15 protein-coding genes and 2 tRNA genes are annotated in these 18,280 nt (G+C 44.6%); 4 read left to right on the top strand and 13 right to left on the bottom strand.

All coding sequences use genetic code 11. The annotated features are described in order from the left end of the window. From pstC to MUN34_RS09955, 8 genes are all read right to left on the bottom strand, one after another. The gene (gene pstC, locus MUN34_RS09920; protein ID WP_131503163.1) at positions 1-942 is read right to left on the bottom strand and encodes a phosphate ABC transporter permease subunit PstC; all 942 of its coding nucleotides are present in this window, start codon (positions 940-942) and stop codon (positions 1-3) included. A 95-nt stretch (positions 943-1,037) separates the two neighbouring features. Then, complete coding sequence (locus MUN34_RS09925; RefSeq protein WP_131503164.1) at positions 1,038-1,982, bottom strand: PstS family phosphate ABC transporter substrate-binding protein; 945 nt, start codon at positions 1,980-1,982, stop codon at positions 1,038-1,040. Between the two features lie 225 nt (positions 1,983-2,207). Then, the gene (locus MUN34_RS09930; RefSeq protein ID WP_247857700.1) at positions 2,208-4,280 is read right to left on the bottom strand and encodes a peptidoglycan D,D-transpeptidase FtsI family protein; all 2,073 of its coding nucleotides are present in this window, start codon (positions 4,278-4,280) and stop codon (positions 2,208-2,210) included. A gap of 138 nt (positions 4,281-4,418) precedes the next feature. Further along, complete coding sequence (locus MUN34_RS09935) at positions 4,419-5,027, bottom strand: superoxide dismutase (RefSeq protein WP_114596381.1); 609 nt, start codon at positions 5,025-5,027, stop codon at positions 4,419-4,421. A 93-nt stretch (positions 5,028-5,120) separates the two neighbouring features. Continuing rightward, the gene (locus MUN34_RS09940) at positions 5,121-6,581 is read right to left on the bottom strand and encodes an alpha-amylase (protein ID WP_247857701.1); all 1,461 of its coding nucleotides are present in this window, start codon (positions 6,579-6,581) and stop codon (positions 5,121-5,123) included. A 131-nt stretch (positions 6,582-6,712) separates the two neighbouring features. Continuing rightward, positions 6,713-6,786: transfer RNA gene (locus MUN34_RS09945), tRNA-Ile, on the bottom strand. Positions 6,787-6,797: 11 nt separating this feature from the next. After that, positions 6,798-6,871: transfer RNA gene (locus MUN34_RS09950), tRNA-Met, on the bottom strand. Positions 6,872-6,990: 119 nt separating this feature from the next. Next, positions 6,991-8,631, bottom strand: coding sequence for a Na/Pi cotransporter family protein (locus MUN34_RS09955; protein WP_026828952.1), 1,641 nt, complete (start codon positions 8,629-8,631; stop codon positions 6,991-6,993). A 220-nt stretch (positions 8,632-8,851) separates the two neighbouring features. Between MUN34_RS09955 and MUN34_RS09960 the strand changes: the two genes are divergently transcribed. From MUN34_RS09960 to MUN34_RS09975, 4 genes are all read left to right on the top strand, one after another. Next, entirely contained in the window at positions 8,852-9,325 is a 474-nt protein-coding gene (locus tag MUN34_RS09960) for a hypothetical protein (RefSeq protein WP_247857702.1), read from the top strand. 191 nt (positions 9,326-9,516) lie between these two features. Continuing rightward, the gene (ispG, locus tag MUN34_RS09965) at positions 9,517-10,620 is read left to right on the top strand and encodes a flavodoxin-dependent (E)-4-hydroxy-3-methylbut-2-enyl-diphosphate synthase (RefSeq protein ID WP_026828954.1); all 1,104 of its coding nucleotides are present in this window, start codon (positions 9,517-9,519) and stop codon (positions 10,618-10,620) included. 106 nt (positions 10,621-10,726) lie between these two features. After that, the gene (locus tag MUN34_RS09970; protein WP_081776653.1) at positions 10,727-11,296 is read left to right on the top strand and encodes a 5' nucleotidase, NT5C type; all 570 of its coding nucleotides are present in this window, start codon (positions 10,727-10,729) and stop codon (positions 11,294-11,296) included. Between the two features lie 189 nt (positions 11,297-11,485). After that, positions 11,486-12,487 carry a GGDEF domain-containing protein gene (locus MUN34_RS09975; RefSeq protein WP_247857703.1) on the top strand — a complete coding sequence of 334 codons (1,002 nt, stop codon included), beginning with the start codon at positions 11,486-11,488 and terminating at the stop codon, positions 12,485-12,487. A 13-nt stretch (positions 12,488-12,500) separates the two neighbouring features. Here MUN34_RS09975 and MUN34_RS09980 read toward each other — a convergent pair whose 3' ends face one another. The 5 genes from MUN34_RS09980 to MUN34_RS10000 all read right to left on the bottom strand — a co-directional run bounded on the left by MUN34_RS09980 (position 12,501) and on the right by MUN34_RS10000 (position 18,069). Next, the gene (locus MUN34_RS09980; protein WP_247857704.1) at positions 12,501-14,345 is read right to left on the bottom strand and encodes a GGDEF domain-containing phosphodiesterase; all 1,845 of its coding nucleotides are present in this window, start codon (positions 14,343-14,345) and stop codon (positions 12,501-12,503) included. 150 nt (positions 14,346-14,495) lie between these two features. Further along, complete coding sequence (locus MUN34_RS09985; RefSeq protein WP_247857705.1) at positions 14,496-15,953, bottom strand: NAD(P)H-hydrate dehydratase; 1,458 nt, start codon at positions 15,951-15,953, stop codon at positions 14,496-14,498. An 88-nt stretch (positions 15,954-16,041) separates the two neighbouring features. Then, complete coding sequence (locus MUN34_RS09990) at positions 16,042-16,464, bottom strand: Fur family transcriptional regulator (RefSeq protein WP_026828959.1); 423 nt, start codon at positions 16,462-16,464, stop codon at positions 16,042-16,044. Next, positions 16,436-17,305, bottom strand: coding sequence for a metal ABC transporter permease (locus tag MUN34_RS09995; RefSeq protein WP_026828960.1), 870 nt, complete (start codon positions 17,303-17,305; stop codon positions 16,436-16,438). The genes MUN34_RS09990 and MUN34_RS09995 overlap by 29 nt, the downstream gene beginning before the upstream one ends. Beyond that, complete coding sequence (locus MUN34_RS10000; RefSeq protein ID WP_247857706.1) at positions 17,302-18,069, bottom strand: metal ABC transporter ATP-binding protein; 768 nt, start codon at positions 18,067-18,069, stop codon at positions 17,302-17,304. Before MUN34_RS10000 ends, MUN34_RS09995 begins: the two co-directional genes overlap by 4 nt. Positions 18,070-18,280 lie beyond the last annotated feature (211 nt).

Raw genomic sequence — 18,280 nt, forward strand, 5'->3', positions numbered from 1 at the left:
TTAATACTCCTCTCTGAAACGACGCGTGATCCAGTTCGCGAGTAAGTTCATCAAAAGAGTAAAGACGAACAACAACGTACCGACAGCGTAGATACTGTAATATTCAATCGTTCCATATCCTGCGTCACCAAGGGCAACCTGAACGATATAAGCCGTCATCGTCTGAACCGGCTCCAACGGATTAACTGCAGCCGTCGGGTTTGAACCCCCGGCAATCGTCACGATCATTGTTTCACCGATTGCGCGTGACATACCAAGAACGATGGAAGCGATGATTCCGGAAAGTGCAGCCGGGACAACAACTTTTAAAGCTACTTCAAGACGTGTTGAACCCAGTGCCAATGCGCCGTCCCGAATTTTTTTCGGAACTGAGCTCATTGCATCCTCTGAAATCGAGGCAATCATCGGAATAATCATGATTCCGACAACAATCCCCGGACTTAACGCATTATAAATCGCAAGACCCGGAATTAATTTAACAAGTAACGGTGTAACAAACGTTAAGGCGAAAAATCCGAAAACGATGGTCGGAACGCCTGCTAATACTTCAAGAATCGGTTTGAGAACACGACGGGCGCGTTCTGATGCATACTCACTTAAGTAAATCGCAGAAGTGAGTCCGATCGGCACGGCAACTAGCATCGCAATCACGGTAATTTCAAGAGTTCCGACGACAAGCGGCCAAATTCCATACTCCGGTTGAGAGTTCAGCGGGTACCAGCTTGTACTGCCGAAGAATTCTTTGAACGAGACGACTTCAAAGAAGTGTTCTGTTTCAATAACTAACGTGAGAATGATGCCGATGGTCGTAACGACTGAAACGAACGCACAGAGAAATAGTACGATCGGCATAAAACGTTCCATGATGTTTTTCATACTGAATTTTTGTTGTCGGTTCTTTTGGATCAGCTCGCGAACCGATTTGTTTGATGATGGATTCACCCTTCTTCGCTCCCTACTTCATCATACCTACATAAGAACGGGACCCCAAAAAAGGGAAATCTCCCTTTTTTCGGGCCGTCCTTGTGTAATGATGGTTATTTCATTGCATCTTCAATGGCTTTTGTATTTTCATCGTAACGATCTTGCGGCATTTTGATATAACCGACTTCTTCCGATAAGTCACCTGCATTTTCATTTGTGAATTTAACGAAGTCCGCCACTTGTTTTTTGTCTTTTAATGATTTGTTGTTGACGTACGTGTAGATCTCACGTGAAAGCGGATAAGAAAGATCTTTGATTGTTTCCGGTGTCGGATCAACTGCGTCTTTTCCTTCAGCTACAAGCGGCACTTCTTTTAACTTATCTTTGTTTTCCGCGTAGTAGGCATAACCGAAGTAACCAATCGCACCTTTTGTTCCTTCGACCCCTTTAACGAGGACGTTATCATCTTCTGAAAGTTGAACATCTTTACGCATATCTTTTTTCTCAAGAACTTTTTCTGAGAAGAAATCAAATGTTCCGGAATCTTTACCCGGGCTGAAGAATTTGATTGGTTCTGCTGGATAAGAAGCATCCACGTCTTTCCATGTCTTCACATTCGGGTCTAACCAAATTTTTTCTAACTGATCGAGTGTCATTTCTTTGACCCATGTGTTCTCTTTGCTGATTGCGACTGTTAATCCGTCGTAAGCAAGCGCTAATTTCGTATATTCCACGCTATTTTTTTCAGCTTCCGCTGCTTCTTCTTCTTTAATTTCACGTGATGCATTTGAAAGGTCTGTTTCACCAACAACAAAACGTTTGAATCCGCCGCCTGTACCTGATACTCCGACCGTGACATCGACGTCTGGTTGTTCGATTGAATACTCTTCACCGACTGCTTCCATGATTGGGAAGACTGTTGAAGATCCATCAATTGCGATCTTTCCTGAAAGATCTGAAGAACTTGAAGAGCCGCCTTTGTCATTTCCGCATGCCGCACCGACTACTGCGATTGACGCTACCGTTGTGATAAGAGCTGTTTTTTTCATCCAAGACATGATTAATTTTCCTCCTCGAAGTATGTCGCTGGTAACGCTACGACTTTATATCCGTTTTCCTTACAAGACTTATACTACCGATGAACTATTAAACCAAAATGAATCCAACGTAAAAGAATTGTAAAGGCGTGTGTTTCTGCGTTTACAAACTCAACTTCATTAGAAAAACAGGTCAATCCATACAAAAAAAAGCGAAGATGAGTTTCCTCATCTTCGCTTCACTAGTTAATTTGGCTTAGTTTGCCATGGAACATCTTTCACATTAAAGTATGCCTTCACTAAATCATGACCAATTTTCGAGTTGACGGTTTCCTGCTCCATATATGGAAGGAACACGGCCCATGCCATCTCTGGATTGTCGTATGGCGCCCAGCCGACTAAGTTCGAGTTCAACGAGCGAACCGGTTGTCCACTTCCATCCCGAAGTGCAATTCCGTCTTCGCCGTAGACGCTGACCTGAGCCGTTCCGGTTTTCGCCGCCGCATCGATGCCGGTTTGGGCAATGATTTTCGCTGTCCCGCGTTCCCCTTTGACAACACGGTGGAATCCTTCACGGACATGATCAATATTCGCTTGACTGACTTCGATCCGGTTTAAATAGTTCGTTTTAAAACTGTAATCGACTTGCTTCGTTCCGTCTTCAATTGAATTCGATGCTAAGACTTCTTTTAAGAAGTGTGGCTGTACACGGTACCCGCCATTTGCCAGTGTCGAAACGTACTGCGCAACTTGGAGTGGTGTAAAGGCATCGTATTGACCAATTACTCGGTCCATCAGGAGCGTGACGCGGTCCGGTGTCCCTTGTACCCCTTTTGCTTCATACGGAAGATCGATTCCCGTTGTCACACCGAGACCAAACTGACTGTAATAGTTCTGCATGATGGCCGCTGCCGCATCGACGCTCGCACCAGCGACACCGTTAGTCGGATAGTTTGCCATCCGCATTGCGATGTTAAACATGTAGACGTTTGACGAACGTTCGAGTGCCGTTAAGTCCGTAATCGGTCCCATATTGACGTACGATCCTTTTTTCGTCCCACCGATTGTAATCGGCGCATCATTGATGACTTCGTTTTGACGGATGACGCCTTCTTGAAGTCCCATTGCGACCGTTGCCCCTTTAATCGTCGAACCGATTTGCAGGGAAGTTAACACGTTATTGATCGCAACATCACTGAATTTATTCGTTGCCGTATCGAGCTTTTGACCGGACATGGCCAAAATCTCACCGGTTTTCGGATTCATGACAACGGCATATCCTTCTTTCAGATAACCGCTTCCCATGCCGCGACCCATTCTGATTGCCTGTTGTAGAATTTGATCGACTTGTTTATTGTATTCCGCATCAACCGTCAGGACGAGATCTTTCCCGGATTCGCCTTCTTCACGATTCGGTTCACCGACCGGTTCACCGTTAAACGTTTCATACACATCGTAAGCCGGTTTTCCACGTAACAGATCTTCATACTGTTGCTCGAGGAATGATGTTCCGACCCGGTCGTTCAGGCTGTATCCTTTTGCCTTGAATTCCGCTTGTTGTTCTGCTGGAATTTTCGAGTACTTCCCGAAGATATTTCGTAACGTTCCTTCATATGGATATGAGCGTTCATAAAACGGCTCAACCGATACTCCTTTTAGATCTTCAAGGTTCTCATCGATAATCGCCATTTCTTTAGCATTTGCTCCTAATTTAACGAGCTGCGGATCAAGGGCATAACCGACTTCCATGTTGTGTTTGATGGCGATGATTTCCATCGTCTTATCATCAAAGTCGATATCTTTTTTCGTAATCGTATCGAGACGGATTTGATCCTGCTCCGAAATCGATAATTTATTTTGTTCTTCCACATCCGGATAACGTTTTGCTACTGCTTCTTTATACCGGCGATCCGATTCTTCACTGTTAACGGCTACCCAGTAATCTTTCATATCACGTTCCGTTACTTTCCAATCGTTTTTCGGAAGATTGATGATTGCTGCAAGACGCGAAGCGATTTCAATTCGTTCGTCGACTTTCGTATTTTGGGAACGACGATAGACAATCGAGTATTTCGAGATCGTATCGACTAAAAGCCTTCCGTCCCGGTCATAAATCTTACCACGAGGAACTTCGTATTTCGAAGCAATCATTTCCGTTTTTTGAACTTCCCGTGAAATCTTTTCACCATTTACAATTTGGACAACACCTAAGCGAAAAATTAAAATCGCAAACAATAAAAATACTACAAAAAACATTAAGTTAAGGCGAAGCGGCAGATGATTCCGCCGTTTTCCCTTCACCGTGATTCGTTTCGCCATGGCGTACTCCCCTATCGTTCAAAAAGTCATCTTGTTTCATTATATAGAAGGAAACTTTCCATAACAACCTATCCCATCATTTTCCGCATTAAAAAAACATCGATTCCCGAAATGGAAATCGATGTTTGGATATAACAATTATTTTGCGTCAGCGTAAAGTTTTGCCACGTGATCCCAGTCAACGACGTTAAAGAACGCGTTGATGTAATCAGGGCGACGGTTTTGATAGTTGAGATAATACGCATGTTCCCAAACATCAAGTCCAAGAATCGGCGTTTTGCCTTCCATAACTGGCGTATCTTGGTTTGGTGTTGAAACGACTGCTAATTTGCCACCGTCAACGATGAGCCATGCCCAACCTGAACCAAAACGTGTTGTAGCTGCTTTTGCAAACTCATCTTTGAAAGCATCAAACGAACCAAATGACTCGTCGATTGCCGAAGCAAGTTCACCAGTTGGTGTTGCACCATCGTTCTTTTTCAAGAGTTTCCAGAAAAACGAGTGGTTCCAATGACCGCCACCGTTGTTACGGACAGCTGTTTGAATGTTTGCAGGAAGTGAATCGAGGTTTTGAAGTAATTCTTCAAGTGATTTTCCTTCGTGCTCTGACCCTTCAAGTGCTGCATTGACGTTCGTGACATACGTATTGTGGTGTTTAGAGTGGTGAATCTCCATCGTACGAGCATCGATATGTGGCTCTAGCGCATCATAAGCGTAGCCGAGTTCTGGTAATTCAAATTTTGACATTTTCATGTCCCCCTTTATCCTATTTTCGGAATTTCAGTACTCTTTAAGACTAGCAAAAATAGTTGGTCAGGCGCAAGCAATGACCCTCAGAAATTACTGTTCGTCACGCGGGGCAAATACAGAGACACCGCCGCCTGGAACTGGGAAGACTCCGAATCCTTCTTCATCAATTACAACCGGTTCTTCCTGGTGGTTCGTATAATCGAACCATTCTTCTCCGGCACGCGTTTCGCCAACGAACATCCGCTTTTCGCACATGTCAGCGTTCGAAAGCAGGACCGCACATCCCGAGTTCGGGAATTCTTCCACACCACGACGGACCCAGCCGACACAATGCGCATCATCCAGATAATCTTCCTGTTCGCCGTATGCTTTATGATAACGCGTATACAACAAGGCATCGATCATCTCTTTTTTACCTTCTACCGGATGTGGTCCTTGGACACCATAGTAGTCTCCGTAGAAGACACATGGATAACCATCTTTGCGTAATAAAACAGAAGCATATGCATGCTGTTTGAACCAGTCATCAATCCATGACTCAAGCGATTCGCCCGGTTGTGAATCATGATTATCAACAAATGTCACGGCATTCGTCGGGTGGGATTCAACAAGTGTATCAGCAAACAACGTCGTTAAATCAAAGTCCTGTCCTTGTTGCGATGCTTCGTGGAATTTATAGTGAAGCGGCACATCAAACAAATCAATTGTATAATCAACGCTGTCTAAGAATTGGCGGCAATCATCCAAATCCGATTTCCAGAACTCACCGACCATATAGAAACCGTCCGGATTGTCTCCAATCATCGATTTGGCGAACTCATTGACGAATTCGTAGTTGATATGTTTGATGGCATCCAAACGGAAACCTTGGCAGTTGATTGTCTCTTTAAACCAATTTCCCCAGTTAATCATCTCTTCACGCACTTCTAGGTGGTTGTAATCGATGTTCGCGAACATCAAATAGTCATAGTTTCCGAATTCATTGTCAACTTGATCGTTCCAATCTTTATTTTTTCCGGAGATCTTAAAGACACCCGTTTTTTCTTCCCGTGCATCAAAATCTGTTCCGTTGAAGAATTCATGTGTCCAAATGAAATCTGAGTACTTACCGTTTCGACCTGGGAACGTAAACTTCGTCCAAGCATCGATTTCAAATTCTTCTGAAATTTCTTGCGAACGGTCTTCCGGATGGACTTCGACAACTTTAATTGTCTCAAGTTCATCTGCCGCTGCCTTATGGTTCATGACGACATCGGCATAAATCGCGATATCATTTTCATGTGCGACTTGAATGGCTTCGATCAGCTCGTCTTTTGTTCCGTACTTCGTGCGGACCGTTCCTTTTTGGTCAAACTCTCCTAAATCATAGACATCGTAAATGCCATACCCTGTATCTTCATCTGATTGTCCCTTTGAAGCGGGTGGAATCCAAACAGATGTGATGCCTGCAGCACGCAGTTCCGGCGCTCTCTCTTTTAAGCGCTGCCAATGCTTCCCATCATTCTCTACATGCCACTCAAAAAACTGCATCATTGTATGGTTACGTTCCATCTCTCTTCGCTCTCCCTTAAATTGCCATAGTATGAATATTATTGTATGAACATTATTACAATATCTTTAATATTCCCCAAGCAACCAAAAATAAACGCACACCCTAAAAAAAAGAGTGTACGTTTATACAATGGACCCTGCAGGACTCGAACCTGCGACCGGACGGTTATGAGCCGTCAGCTCTAACCAGCTGAGCTAAGGGTCCTTAAGTAATAGTAGCGGCGGAGGGAGTCGAACCCACGACCTCACGGGTATGAACCGTACGCTCTAGCCAGCTGAGCTACACCGCCATGATGTTTAAAAACGACTAACATTAGATTACTAAAACCAATCTAAAATGTCAATAAATTATCTTAAAAAAGCAAAAAGGAATTTCTATTCAGAAATTCCTCTTCTTTCATGATTTTGTTCACGCTGTTCCAGAACGTTGTTCGAGTACTAAATCCGTAATATTGACGGCATGGTCACCAATCCGTTCTAAATTCGACAGCAAATCTACAAAAATCATGCCGGCTTGACCTGTACATTCGCCTGCGTTGACCCGTAAGACATGATGTTTCCGGAATGATCGTTCGAGTGAATCGAGCTTCCCTTCCAGTTCAAGTACTTGACGCGCCAGCGAAACATCGTCCGTTTCAACGGCTTTAATGGCTGTCCCAACGATTTTTTGGGTCAAGATGTACATTTCATCCAGTTCTTTTTTCGCCTTCTCAGTAAATGTAATCCGATTGACGATTTGGAAATCAACCAGTTCGATGACGTTTTCGACATGGTCACCAATTCGTTCAAAATCGTTGACCGCATGCATGAGAAGTGAGTGACCGTTTGATTCCCGCTCGGACAAGTCATGTGCTGCAACTTTAACAAGATAACTGGTCACTTCTGTGTTCAGATGATTGATGGCATACTCGATTTGACCTGCATCCGAGACATCTTTTTTATCATGCGATTGTGTATAACGATGTGCTTTCCCGAGTGCGTCTTTTGAGAATTCTCCCATTCGCAAGACTTCCAGTTTCGCCTGACTTAAAGCAAGTGACGATGACTGATTCAAGATGTTTTGATCGAGGTGCCGCGGTTTTGAATCGACGGTCGTATCCGTTCCCGGTACGACTTTTTGGACGAGCCAAGCAATTTGCGCGATGAACCAGCACTGAATCAACGTATTGACGACGTTAAATGTTCCGTGGGCAAAGGCAATCTGCATTTTTGGTTCAAGATTAAGCGCTCCTGTAATCCACGTGATAAAACTTGAGAACAGCGGTAAGGCAATCAAGAATAAAATCGTTCCGACAATATTGAAGATCACGTGTGCCGCCGCTGTACGTTTTGCAGCGATTGAAGCACCGAGTGCTGCCAGTACTGCAGTGATCGTTGTTCCGATGTTATCCCCAAACAAGACCGGTAATGCGGCTTTAATATCAATCATTCCACCATCGTATAATTCCTGCAGAATACCGATCGTCGCAGAGGATGACTGAACCAATATAGTAAAGACTGTTCCGACGAACACACCGAGCAACGGACTATCTGACATCGAGACCGTCAAATCACGGAACCATTCACTCGATTCAAGAGGTGCCATTCCGTCACCCATTAATGTCAATCCATAAAAGAGAGCTCCAAATCCAAAGAAGATTTGGCCAATGTATTGAATCCTTTCTTTATTGAAGAAGAAAATCAAGAATGCTCCGATTGCAATCGCAGGGAGTGCCGCTTCCTTCACGTTAAAGCCGATGATAAAAGCAGTGATTGTCGTTCCAATGTTCGCCCCCATGACGACACCAATGGCTTGACGTAAATTCATCAAGCCCGCACTCACTAAACCGACGACAATGACGGTTGTTCCGGATGACGACTGGATCAAGACCGTGACGACAATACCAGCCAAAATCCCGAGAAACGGGTTGGAGGTATATTTATCTAAAATGTACCGTAAACGGTCTCCCGCTGTTTTTTGAAGACCATCTCCCATATACTTAATACCGAATAGGAAAATACCCAGTCCACCGATAAAGGTGAAAATCATTTCCTGTAAATCATAGTTCATCTTGTCATCTCCTCATATACAAAGTGGAATTGATTTGTTCTTAAGAATTCATTATTTCAACCTCCCCTATTATGTAAAGGTCTAGTGAACTTGTAAATAGTTTTTCAGACATTCGATTGTTAAGGTTTTATTAATCTGTACCGATACAGATTAACCCTTTGAATAAAAGGTTTTTCATCAAATTAAATCTTGTTATAAAACAGAAGAAAGAGTGATTTAATTGCATTTTTTAAGTCAACTGATTAATTACTTACAAACTACCCTAATTCCAAACCGAGGATTTTTAAAGACCCGCCTTGCCGATGTATCCCTTTATTTTTGTGGATTAGCATGGATTTCCCTGTGGTCAACAATCATCGATAGTATTTTTCTTCAGCAATCGATTCCGTTCATCATTTGGTTCATCCTGCATTTCATCTTCATTGCAATCGCCATTTTGTTATACCTGTTATTTTTCTCTTATCTAAATCGCTGGTTCATTCAGTGGATTTTGCCAAGACCCTGGGCGTATCGCCAAGTGTTTCCTTATACTGTCGCCGCAAACATCTGGACTTTCCCGATTGGAGTTTTCCTTTACCAATTCGGATATCCGACTTTAGGAGCTGCATTCATTATCATCGGCCATCTCGTTTATTCGCTGACACCACTTCTGCTTGTTCGAAAAAAGAAAAAATCGTCCCGTCCGTCTTCTTGAAATCAGATGAATCACTGGATTTAAGAAAAAAACGTCCGCCCGGCGACGGATTGACTTTCCACCATTCGTGTTAAACAATTGTAAATGTTCAATTTTCGTTCTTGTTTCTCGATTTTTAGGGAATAGTTCGATATGATAGTACAAGTAGTCATAAACAATCTGGCGTTATGCCACAAAAGGAGATTTTCGATATGCCGAAAATGGTCCATCGCTCTAAGACTCGTCCCGTTCGTGTTGGGGACCTTGTCATTGGTGGAAGTAATGAAGTCATCATTCAAAGTATGACGACAACAAAAACACACGACGTCGAAGCGACTGTCGCTGAAATTTTACGTCTAGAAGAAGCAGGATGCCAAATCGTCCGCGTTGCTTGTCCGGAAGAACGTGATGCGCTCGCACTTGCTGAAATCAAAAGCCGGATCAATATCCCGCTTGTCGTAGATATTCATTTCAACTATAAACTTGCTCTCATGGCGATCGAAGCGGGTGTCGATAAAATTCGGATCAACCCGGGTAACATCGGACGTCGCGAGAAAGTCGAAGCGGTCGTTACGGCAGCAAAAGCGAAAAATATTCCGATCCGGATTGGCGTCAATGCCGGTTCGCTCGAGAAACACATTCTTGAGAAATACGGTTATCCGACAGCTCGCGGGATGGTCGAAAGTGCTTTGCACCACATTAAGATTCTCGAGGATCTTGATTTCCACGATATCATCGTTTCCTTGAAGGCATCTGACGTTCAATTGGCGCTTGAAGCGTATCAGCTCGCTTCTGAATCATTTGATTACCCGCTGCACGTTGGAATCACGGAATCGGGTCCTTTACGGACAGGTTCATTAAAATCAGCTGCCGGTCTCGGTGCGATTCTATCACGTGGTATCGGTAACACAGTCCGTGTCTCCCTTTCTGCCGATCCGGTTGAAGAAGTCAAAGTCGCAAAAGAAGTCTTGAAATCATTTGGTCTTGCTGCAAACGCTGCAACGTTGATTTCTTGCCCAACATGCGGACGTATTGAAATCGACTTAATGGCAATTGCCGCAGAAATCGAAGACTATATCGATAAAATTCAAGTCAACATCAAAGTTGCCGTTCTCGGTTGTGCCGTCAACGGTCCTGGGGAAGCACGCGAAGCCGATATCGGAATTGCCGGCGCGCGTAACGAAGGATTATTATTCCGTCACGGAGAAATCATCCGAAAAGTTCCAGAAGCGACGATGGTCGAAGAATTGAAAAAAGAAATCGATGCGATTGTTCTCGAAAAAGAAGCGGAAAAAGAAGCCGCAAAAACAAACTAAGCTTAAGTCAAAAGAGCCCTCTTCCCAGAGCGGCTCTTTTTTTCGTCTCCGCTTTTCGATTGTGTTATACTAGTGGCAGAAAATTTATAGAATGTTGGTGATGTAAGTGAAAATCGGAATTGATATTGATGGAACAATCACTCATCCTTCTTCGTGCTTTAACTATATGAATAAATACCTCGGGACATCGATTGATTTTGAGATGGCCTCTGAATACGAACTTCATACCTATACGGATATGGAGCAAATCGAGTTTTGGGAATTCATGGTCAAATCAGGTCATGAACTTGGCATCTATCGTGAATCTATCCCACAAGAACTCGTCAAACAACATCTATGGGCGTTACGTAAACAGTATGATCTTCACTATGTTACGGCACGGTCGGAAATCGTCCGCCCCGTAACCGAAGAATGGATCAAACAGCACGAGTTGCCACTTGATTCGTTAATCATGACCGGCTCACATGATAAAGTACAAGTCGTCCGTGATTTGTCACTCGACCTCTTCATGGAGGACCGGCTTGAAAATGCGATTCAAATTGCGGAAGATACGTCGATTCCCGTTATTTTGTTTGATGCTCCTTATAATCGTCGTCCCGTCCCTGAAAATATCGTCCGTGTCTCGTCTTGGAATGAGGCCGTTCAACAAATTCATAAGTTTGCTCCAATTCGCTAAAACAGCCTTTATTGGCTGTTTTTTCTGTATGTTGTAGTTCAAATATCGTACAATGATGGCAGATTCCAAATTATCTCATTTTATACATAGCGCTAATCATGAAAGGATTTTTTTATGCTATCGACCCTTAATATCTTTTTTCTGAATATCTGTATCATTTTCTTAGTTCTGTCCGTGACATTCTACCTCATGCGAAACCGGCTCCCCATTCAACGTGATTCAAAATTATCGACCCGTTTTTACTTTGGTTTAGCCAATGGTTTGACAGGCATCTTACTGATTCATAACTCGATTTTCCTTAATGGCGCTTTTATTGACTTACGGTTATTGCCACTCGCCTTATCTGCTTTATACGGTGGACCGATCAGTATCCTGACGACGGGTTTCCTGTTAATCACCTACCGGATTCTCCTCGATACGGGCGACTCTATGATTGCTTTGCAAAATTCCATCATTACGTTAGTCAGTTTCATCGGTCTTGTTTTGCTGTGTACACGGTTTATTAAACAAAAGGCGGCTTTATTTACGGTCATCGTTACGATTGGCTCTCTGCTCGTTTTGATTCGGATGTTGTTCAGTGCAGCAGAAAACAATGCATGGCAATCGATTTATGTCCCGTATTTTTTGATAACCACCTTTGCTTCCCTTCTGTTTTACCGGTTGTCCGGTATGTTGCAAGAGCATTTTGTCCTGTACTCATACCAATCCTACTTGGCTTCGACCGATCAATTGACACGACTTGCCAATCGTCATGTCATCATGGATAAAGTAGCGGTTTTCGAACAGGAGCAAGCTCCTTGGGGCGTCATCCTGTTTGATTTAGACTACTTCAAAGCCGTGAATGACGAATACGGACACGCTGTCGGAGACGCCGTGTTACGCCACTTTTCTGTTTTGCTGACCCAAGAATGTCCGGACGACGTGACAGTCGGTCGATATGGCGGCGAGGAATTCATCGCCATTCTTCCGAATACATTTAAGGTTTCTCCTGTTCAATTGGCACAACAGATTGTTTCGACTGTGACGAAGACCCCTTTCGTTATGCAAGATCATGCCCTGTCCATCACCGTCTCAGCCGGTGTTGCCTTTGCTCGACGCCAATCCGCAAGTATCGTTTTTAAACAGGCCGATGCTGCATTATATAAGGCGAAGAAAAACGGTCGAAATCAATCCCATCTGTATTCAAACTAAAACGGAAGTGACGTCAATCCGTCACTTCCGTTTGTTTCATTTGCAACAAGCAAATAATTTCCTCGAGGACAACAGGTTTTGCAAAAAAGTAACCTTGAAATAGATGAATGCCTATATTTTTGGCAATCCGAACCTCTTCGCCCGTCTCGACACCTTCTACGATACATTCAACGTGCATCGATTGACTGAGTTGGAAAATCGATTCTAAGATCGATCGACGCTTTTCCGACTCTTCGACTTGTTCGATAAATTGTTTCGGTACTTTTAACTGACGAAGCGGCAAGAGCCGTTCGAGGACATGATACGAAGCATGCCCTGTCCCGAAATCATCCAGCGAAACCGGGAAATCGAGGGTCTTAATGCGCCGTAACGCCCGCAGAATCGGCTGGCTCTCAAAATCAAGCGCCTGGCTTTCCGTAATCTCAATCTTGATTTGTTTCGGCTGCAAGGAATACTTCAGTAACATCCGTTCGATGAACGGCATGAATGAATCATGTGTCAGTTGACGTGGAGAAACATTCACGGACAAACTGAAGTCATCCGGAACAAGTCCGATCAGCCGTTTCCTCGTTTTACAGCCCTCCTCAAAAATCCATTCTCCGAGACGAATGATCAAGTCGCTTTTTTCTGCAATCGGAATAAAAATCGTGGGACGTCCTGCCCCCGGGATCGGGCTGTTCCAACGCACTAGTGCTTCAAGACCAATAAATCGGTCCTGATCGGAATCATACTGTAATTGATATACGAGATAAAAATCTTGATTGATATCCGCTTGCGATAACGCTTGAGCCGCCTCGACCCGAAGTGCCTGTTCATCTCTCCACTCTTCATTCAGGCACATGACTTTTTCTGAATTCCGGACGCTTTCGGGAAGTGCGGATGTAATCTGTTGAATCCGTTTTGTCATGCTGGATGGATGGACCGCCCCGTCATCGATGACGATGTATAAATTGACGTAAATCTGATGCCGGTCGACTTGATAAGGAGCCGACATCTGTTGGCTGAGTCGCTCCATCTCTTCCTGACAAGACACGCCGGGAGGCTTTTCCATCACGACGACGAGGGTCCCACCCTCGACACGAACCATCCCTAAATGCGGTGGTAACAAGGTTTTAAGTCGTTCGATACAATCAAATAACACCCGTTCTTGAATCTCATCGCCGAAATAACGAGCCAACTCATAATAATTTTCAAGATGAACACCAACTAACAACAGTTGTTGATGATGCGGCTGTGCAAAACGTTCTTCCAGTCCACGCATATTCAGAAGTTGTGTTTGTAAATCATGACGCGCTGCGTCATGTAATTGATTTGCCAGTACTTGAAGACGATGGAGATGGCGAAGGTGAAGATGATTAATGATAAAGGCAATACAAATCGCAATCCCGATCATTCCAAGTCTGGCATAGTGATCAGTTGGATCAATTTCGACTGAAACCGTCTCCGATCGGAGCATGACATATGCATTGGTCGCAACGATGATGACGACGGCATACCACATCATGATCCGGTCATACGCAATCAAGGCAATCATTAAAAATAAAAAGCAACTTGCCCATACCGTAACCGCCGCGTACGGCAACAAACTAATGGACGTAACCGGAATGATCAGAAACATGACAGATAACAAATGCGATTGATAACGGTTCGATAATCGACTGCGGCTGATTAAAAAGGTCATCAGACCAATGAGCACCAGTACGCTGACAATCGTTGATCGATTTAAGTACGCATTTTGAATCGTTTCATCCGTCGTGATCCAAAAAATAAGTGCTCCTGCACTCATCAAAAAAAAGGCAAAGTTGCCAATCCACCGTTGCTGATTCTGAACGATTTTATCCACTGTCTTGATGGGCATCGGTCTCCTCCTTTCTGAATTGGATAATTGTCTTAAACTTTTCGACATCACTTCATGATACTCCTGCACTCCCATTCCTAGCAATTATTTCCTAAAAAAAGACATGCCCCTTCATTTGTTCAAAGGAAACATGTCTGTTCATATTTTTCGCTAGTTAATAAGATCATCGTTTTCGACTTGACCCAGTTGTTCAATGACGTCTGTAGCCGTAATGCTGCTCGGATGAATTCGTTGTTCTACGTGTTTGGACGCTTGCGCATACCAAGATACTCCCATGGCAATCAGTCGTTCAAGCGATAGCTGCTTGTAGTGTTTACGTTGCCCGAGCAAACTTGTAATCAGACCGAACAATGTATCGCCACTGCCGCCTTTTGCCAATCCGCTTGATGCCCCGGCAACCACGTAACCGCCGCCGTCTGGTTTTGCGATTAAGATCACATGCGCTTTTAAAACAACAGTCACTTGATGCAACATCGCATAATCACTTGCCTGTTCAAATAAATCGTCTTGGACGGTTTGAACGGATTGATTCGTCATCCGTGCAAATTCACCGATGTGCGGCGTGACGACAATTGCCGCTTTACGTTCCGGATAACGATCCCGGATCAATGCTCCCGCATCCAGGACGACCGGGATGTCTTGATCAAACAAAAGATCCAGCCAGTCCGAGACGGATTCCGAAGCTAAACCGGGTCCGATTCCAGCGACATCCACTTCTGTAAATATCTCTTGAATTGCTTCTGTCGTCTGATCGAGGACCATCGCTTCCGGAGCATTGACGATCAATCCGACTTGCGCCGTCGGAACAGTTGCGACCTGAAGCTTCCCGACGCCGGTTCGAAGAGCAGCACGTGCCGCCAGTTGAATCGAACCCGGCATGTTTTCGCTACCGCCAATCAATAACGCCGTACCGTATGTTCCTTTATGACCATATACGTCACGGGTCAACAACGGTGCAATCGACTCGGAAAACAACTGCCATCCACCAAAGGCCGGTAACCCTAAATCAATCTTCTCCAGTCGCCCAAAAAACGGAGCGGTCTTCAACAAGAAAGCAGCCCGTTTAAAGGCATGGAGCGAGAACGTCAAATCCGCTTTTATTCCCTGACCGGAAAACCCGATGGAATGATCGGTTGGAATACCGCTCGGAACGTCAACGGCATACAGTGTTGCCCGTTGTTGCTGCTCACGCACCCATTCAAACAAATCAGTCAGCGGTTTCGTCAGGCGGGATTGATCAAACCCCGTCCCAAACACAGCATCGACCATCACATCGTATTGGCCACACACTTCCTCTGCCACCAGACCAAATTTTTCGGCATAACGTTGGTGCAACAAAGCAGTCGGTGTTTTCGCCTCTCCAAACGGCGCATGAACCGTGACATCATAGCCGTCGCGTATCAGTTCACGCCCAATCACATACCCGTCTCCCCCATTATTACCTGTCCCACAGAGGATTAAGATCCGTTCTTTCCTGCCGTGGTTTTTCATGATGCGTTTAGCGATTTCGCTCCCCGCCCGTTCCATCAACACTTCAAGCGGCAAGCCGGATGTTTTTGCCCACTCATCGATTTGCCTTGCTTCCTGTGCCTCATAAATCATCTTCATCACCTCTGTTCGTCTTATTCCCCTTTTAGCTCATTTCAAGCAAAAAAAGCCCTTTGAACCATCAAAGGACTTTCCGGTATCCATTTACTTATTTTTGACAGGCTGCACAGCGGCCGTAGATTTCGAATTTATGGTCTTCGACTTCGAAGCCCGAATCTTTAATCGGAGCCACCCATTGCATCGGACAGACGTCCAATGTTTCTGTTTTTCCACATGTCCGGCAAATCAGATGGTGATGATGATGTCCCGATTGACACGCAGCCCGGTACTTCATTTCTCCATCCAACTCCGTTGTCTCTAAAATCTCGATTTCCGCAAAATCATTTAAGTTCCGGTAAATCGTATCGTAGCTGAGTGACGGATGTGACAATCGCAATTCCTCTGCCACTTCCCGTGCACTGACATAGCGGTTGGCTTCAAAGAGATAAGCCAATAAATCAAGACGCTTAGGCGTCATTTTGAATCCGGATGCTTTCATCCGTTCACGCGCTTGTTCGATGTTTTTTTTCATGCAATTTCCCTCCGATCCAAAACCGTTCAATTATCATGACGAGAATAAGTTCTGCGACGGCGAGCATGACAATCATGCCACCCGGCGCTAAATCAAATTGATAAGCCAGAATCAAACCGGTAATCGTCGCGACTTCTCCAAACACGATGGCATAAAAAATCGTCGCTTTAAAACTTTTCGCAAGTCGAAGTGCGGCTGCGACCGGCAAGGTGATTAAGCTTGATACCAACAAAATCCCGACAACCCGCATACTGATTGCAATCACCAAGGCAACAACGATCATAAATAGAATGTGCACGAGCCGAAGACGAATGCCGGAAACCCGTGCCTGTTCCTCGTCAAACGACAAGAATAATAACTCCTTATAGAACGCAATCACAAATAAGATGACGACGCCTGTGACAATCAAAATCGTATAGACATCCGTCAAGGTGACAGCTGAAACCGTTCCGAATAAAAAGGACACAAGATCCATCGAAAAGCCGTTCGCCAAGCTGATGAAAATGGCGCCAAGTCCCATTCCCGTCGCCATGATAATCGGGATGGCAAGCTCTTGAAAATGTTTATATTTCGCACGAAGCCAATCAATCGTCAACGCCGCCATGACCGATGTCACGATTCCGAGATAGAGCGGATTCAAATCGGCAAGACTCGCAACCATACCGGATATCAATAGACTAAGGGCAATTCCTGCCAGTGTGACGTGTGATAACGCATCCGCAATCAAACTCATTCGCCGGACGACGACGAATGACCCGATCAACGGAGCCGTAAAACCAATCAATACTGCTGCGACAAGCGCATACTGTAAGAACTTTAATGTCATGAACGCTTCAATCACTGGACGACCTCCCCTTCATGGACAAGAACACGTCCTGGAACGGGATACAAGGACCGAATCGTCTGCTCATCCAGTTCCCAGTATTCTTTAATACCGCAATTACACCCAAGTCGTCCGTCGACGAGGTGAATTACATCCGTCACCAACTTGCTGACAAAGTGAATGTCATGTGTGACGAGAACAAAGGTCCGCTTTTTATCACGTCGTAGCTCTTCCAGGATTTCATAAAACTCTTTGACGTATCGTTGATCGACTCCGACTGTCGGCTCGTCTAAAATCATCAAATCCGGATCATTGACGAGCGCCCGGGCGATAAAGACCCGCTGTTGCTGTCCACCCGACAGGTCACCGACCTTTGAATCGCGCCGATCCCACATGCCGACCGTTTCAAGCGCCGTCTTTACTTTTTGACGGTCCAGTTTCGTCACCCGCCGAAATAATCCTTTTTTCGCATACAGTCCCATCTCGACGACTTCTGCGACCGTCACCGGAAATCCGGAGTTAAACGCTGCTGCTTTTTGCGATACGTAGCTGATCCGCCACCAGTCACTAAAGGCTGCTTGATCCTGTCCAAATAAATGAATCGACCCTTTGGGCTTTAGTAAACCGAGCATACATTTGATTAATGTCGATTTCCCGGATCCGTTTTCTCCGACGATTGCCAGGAACTGCCCCTGTTGGACATTAAACGTCACTTCGTTTAAGACACGTCGATCCGGATAATCATATGTTAATTGTTTAATTTCAATAATGGGTTCTGTCATGTCTATTCTCTCCTTCCGTCTCATGTTAAAACGGAATAATTACGTCTTATCAACTGTCTTATTATAGCGCCAGCCTTCATTCGTTGCAACCGATGTAACTTTTTTGTGAATAGACGCTTTTAGGCAGGTACACAAGGTACAATAAAAGGATACAAGCTGTCGTTTTCAGAATCACTGATTCGGGAAAAGATGGATTGAGTACTCAAAGGGG

It is taken from the genome of Exiguobacterium sp. 17-1 (assembly GCF_023096305.1).
GTDB lineage: Bacteria > Bacillota > Bacilli > Exiguobacteriales > Exiguobacteriaceae > Exiguobacterium_A > Exiguobacterium_A sibiricum_A.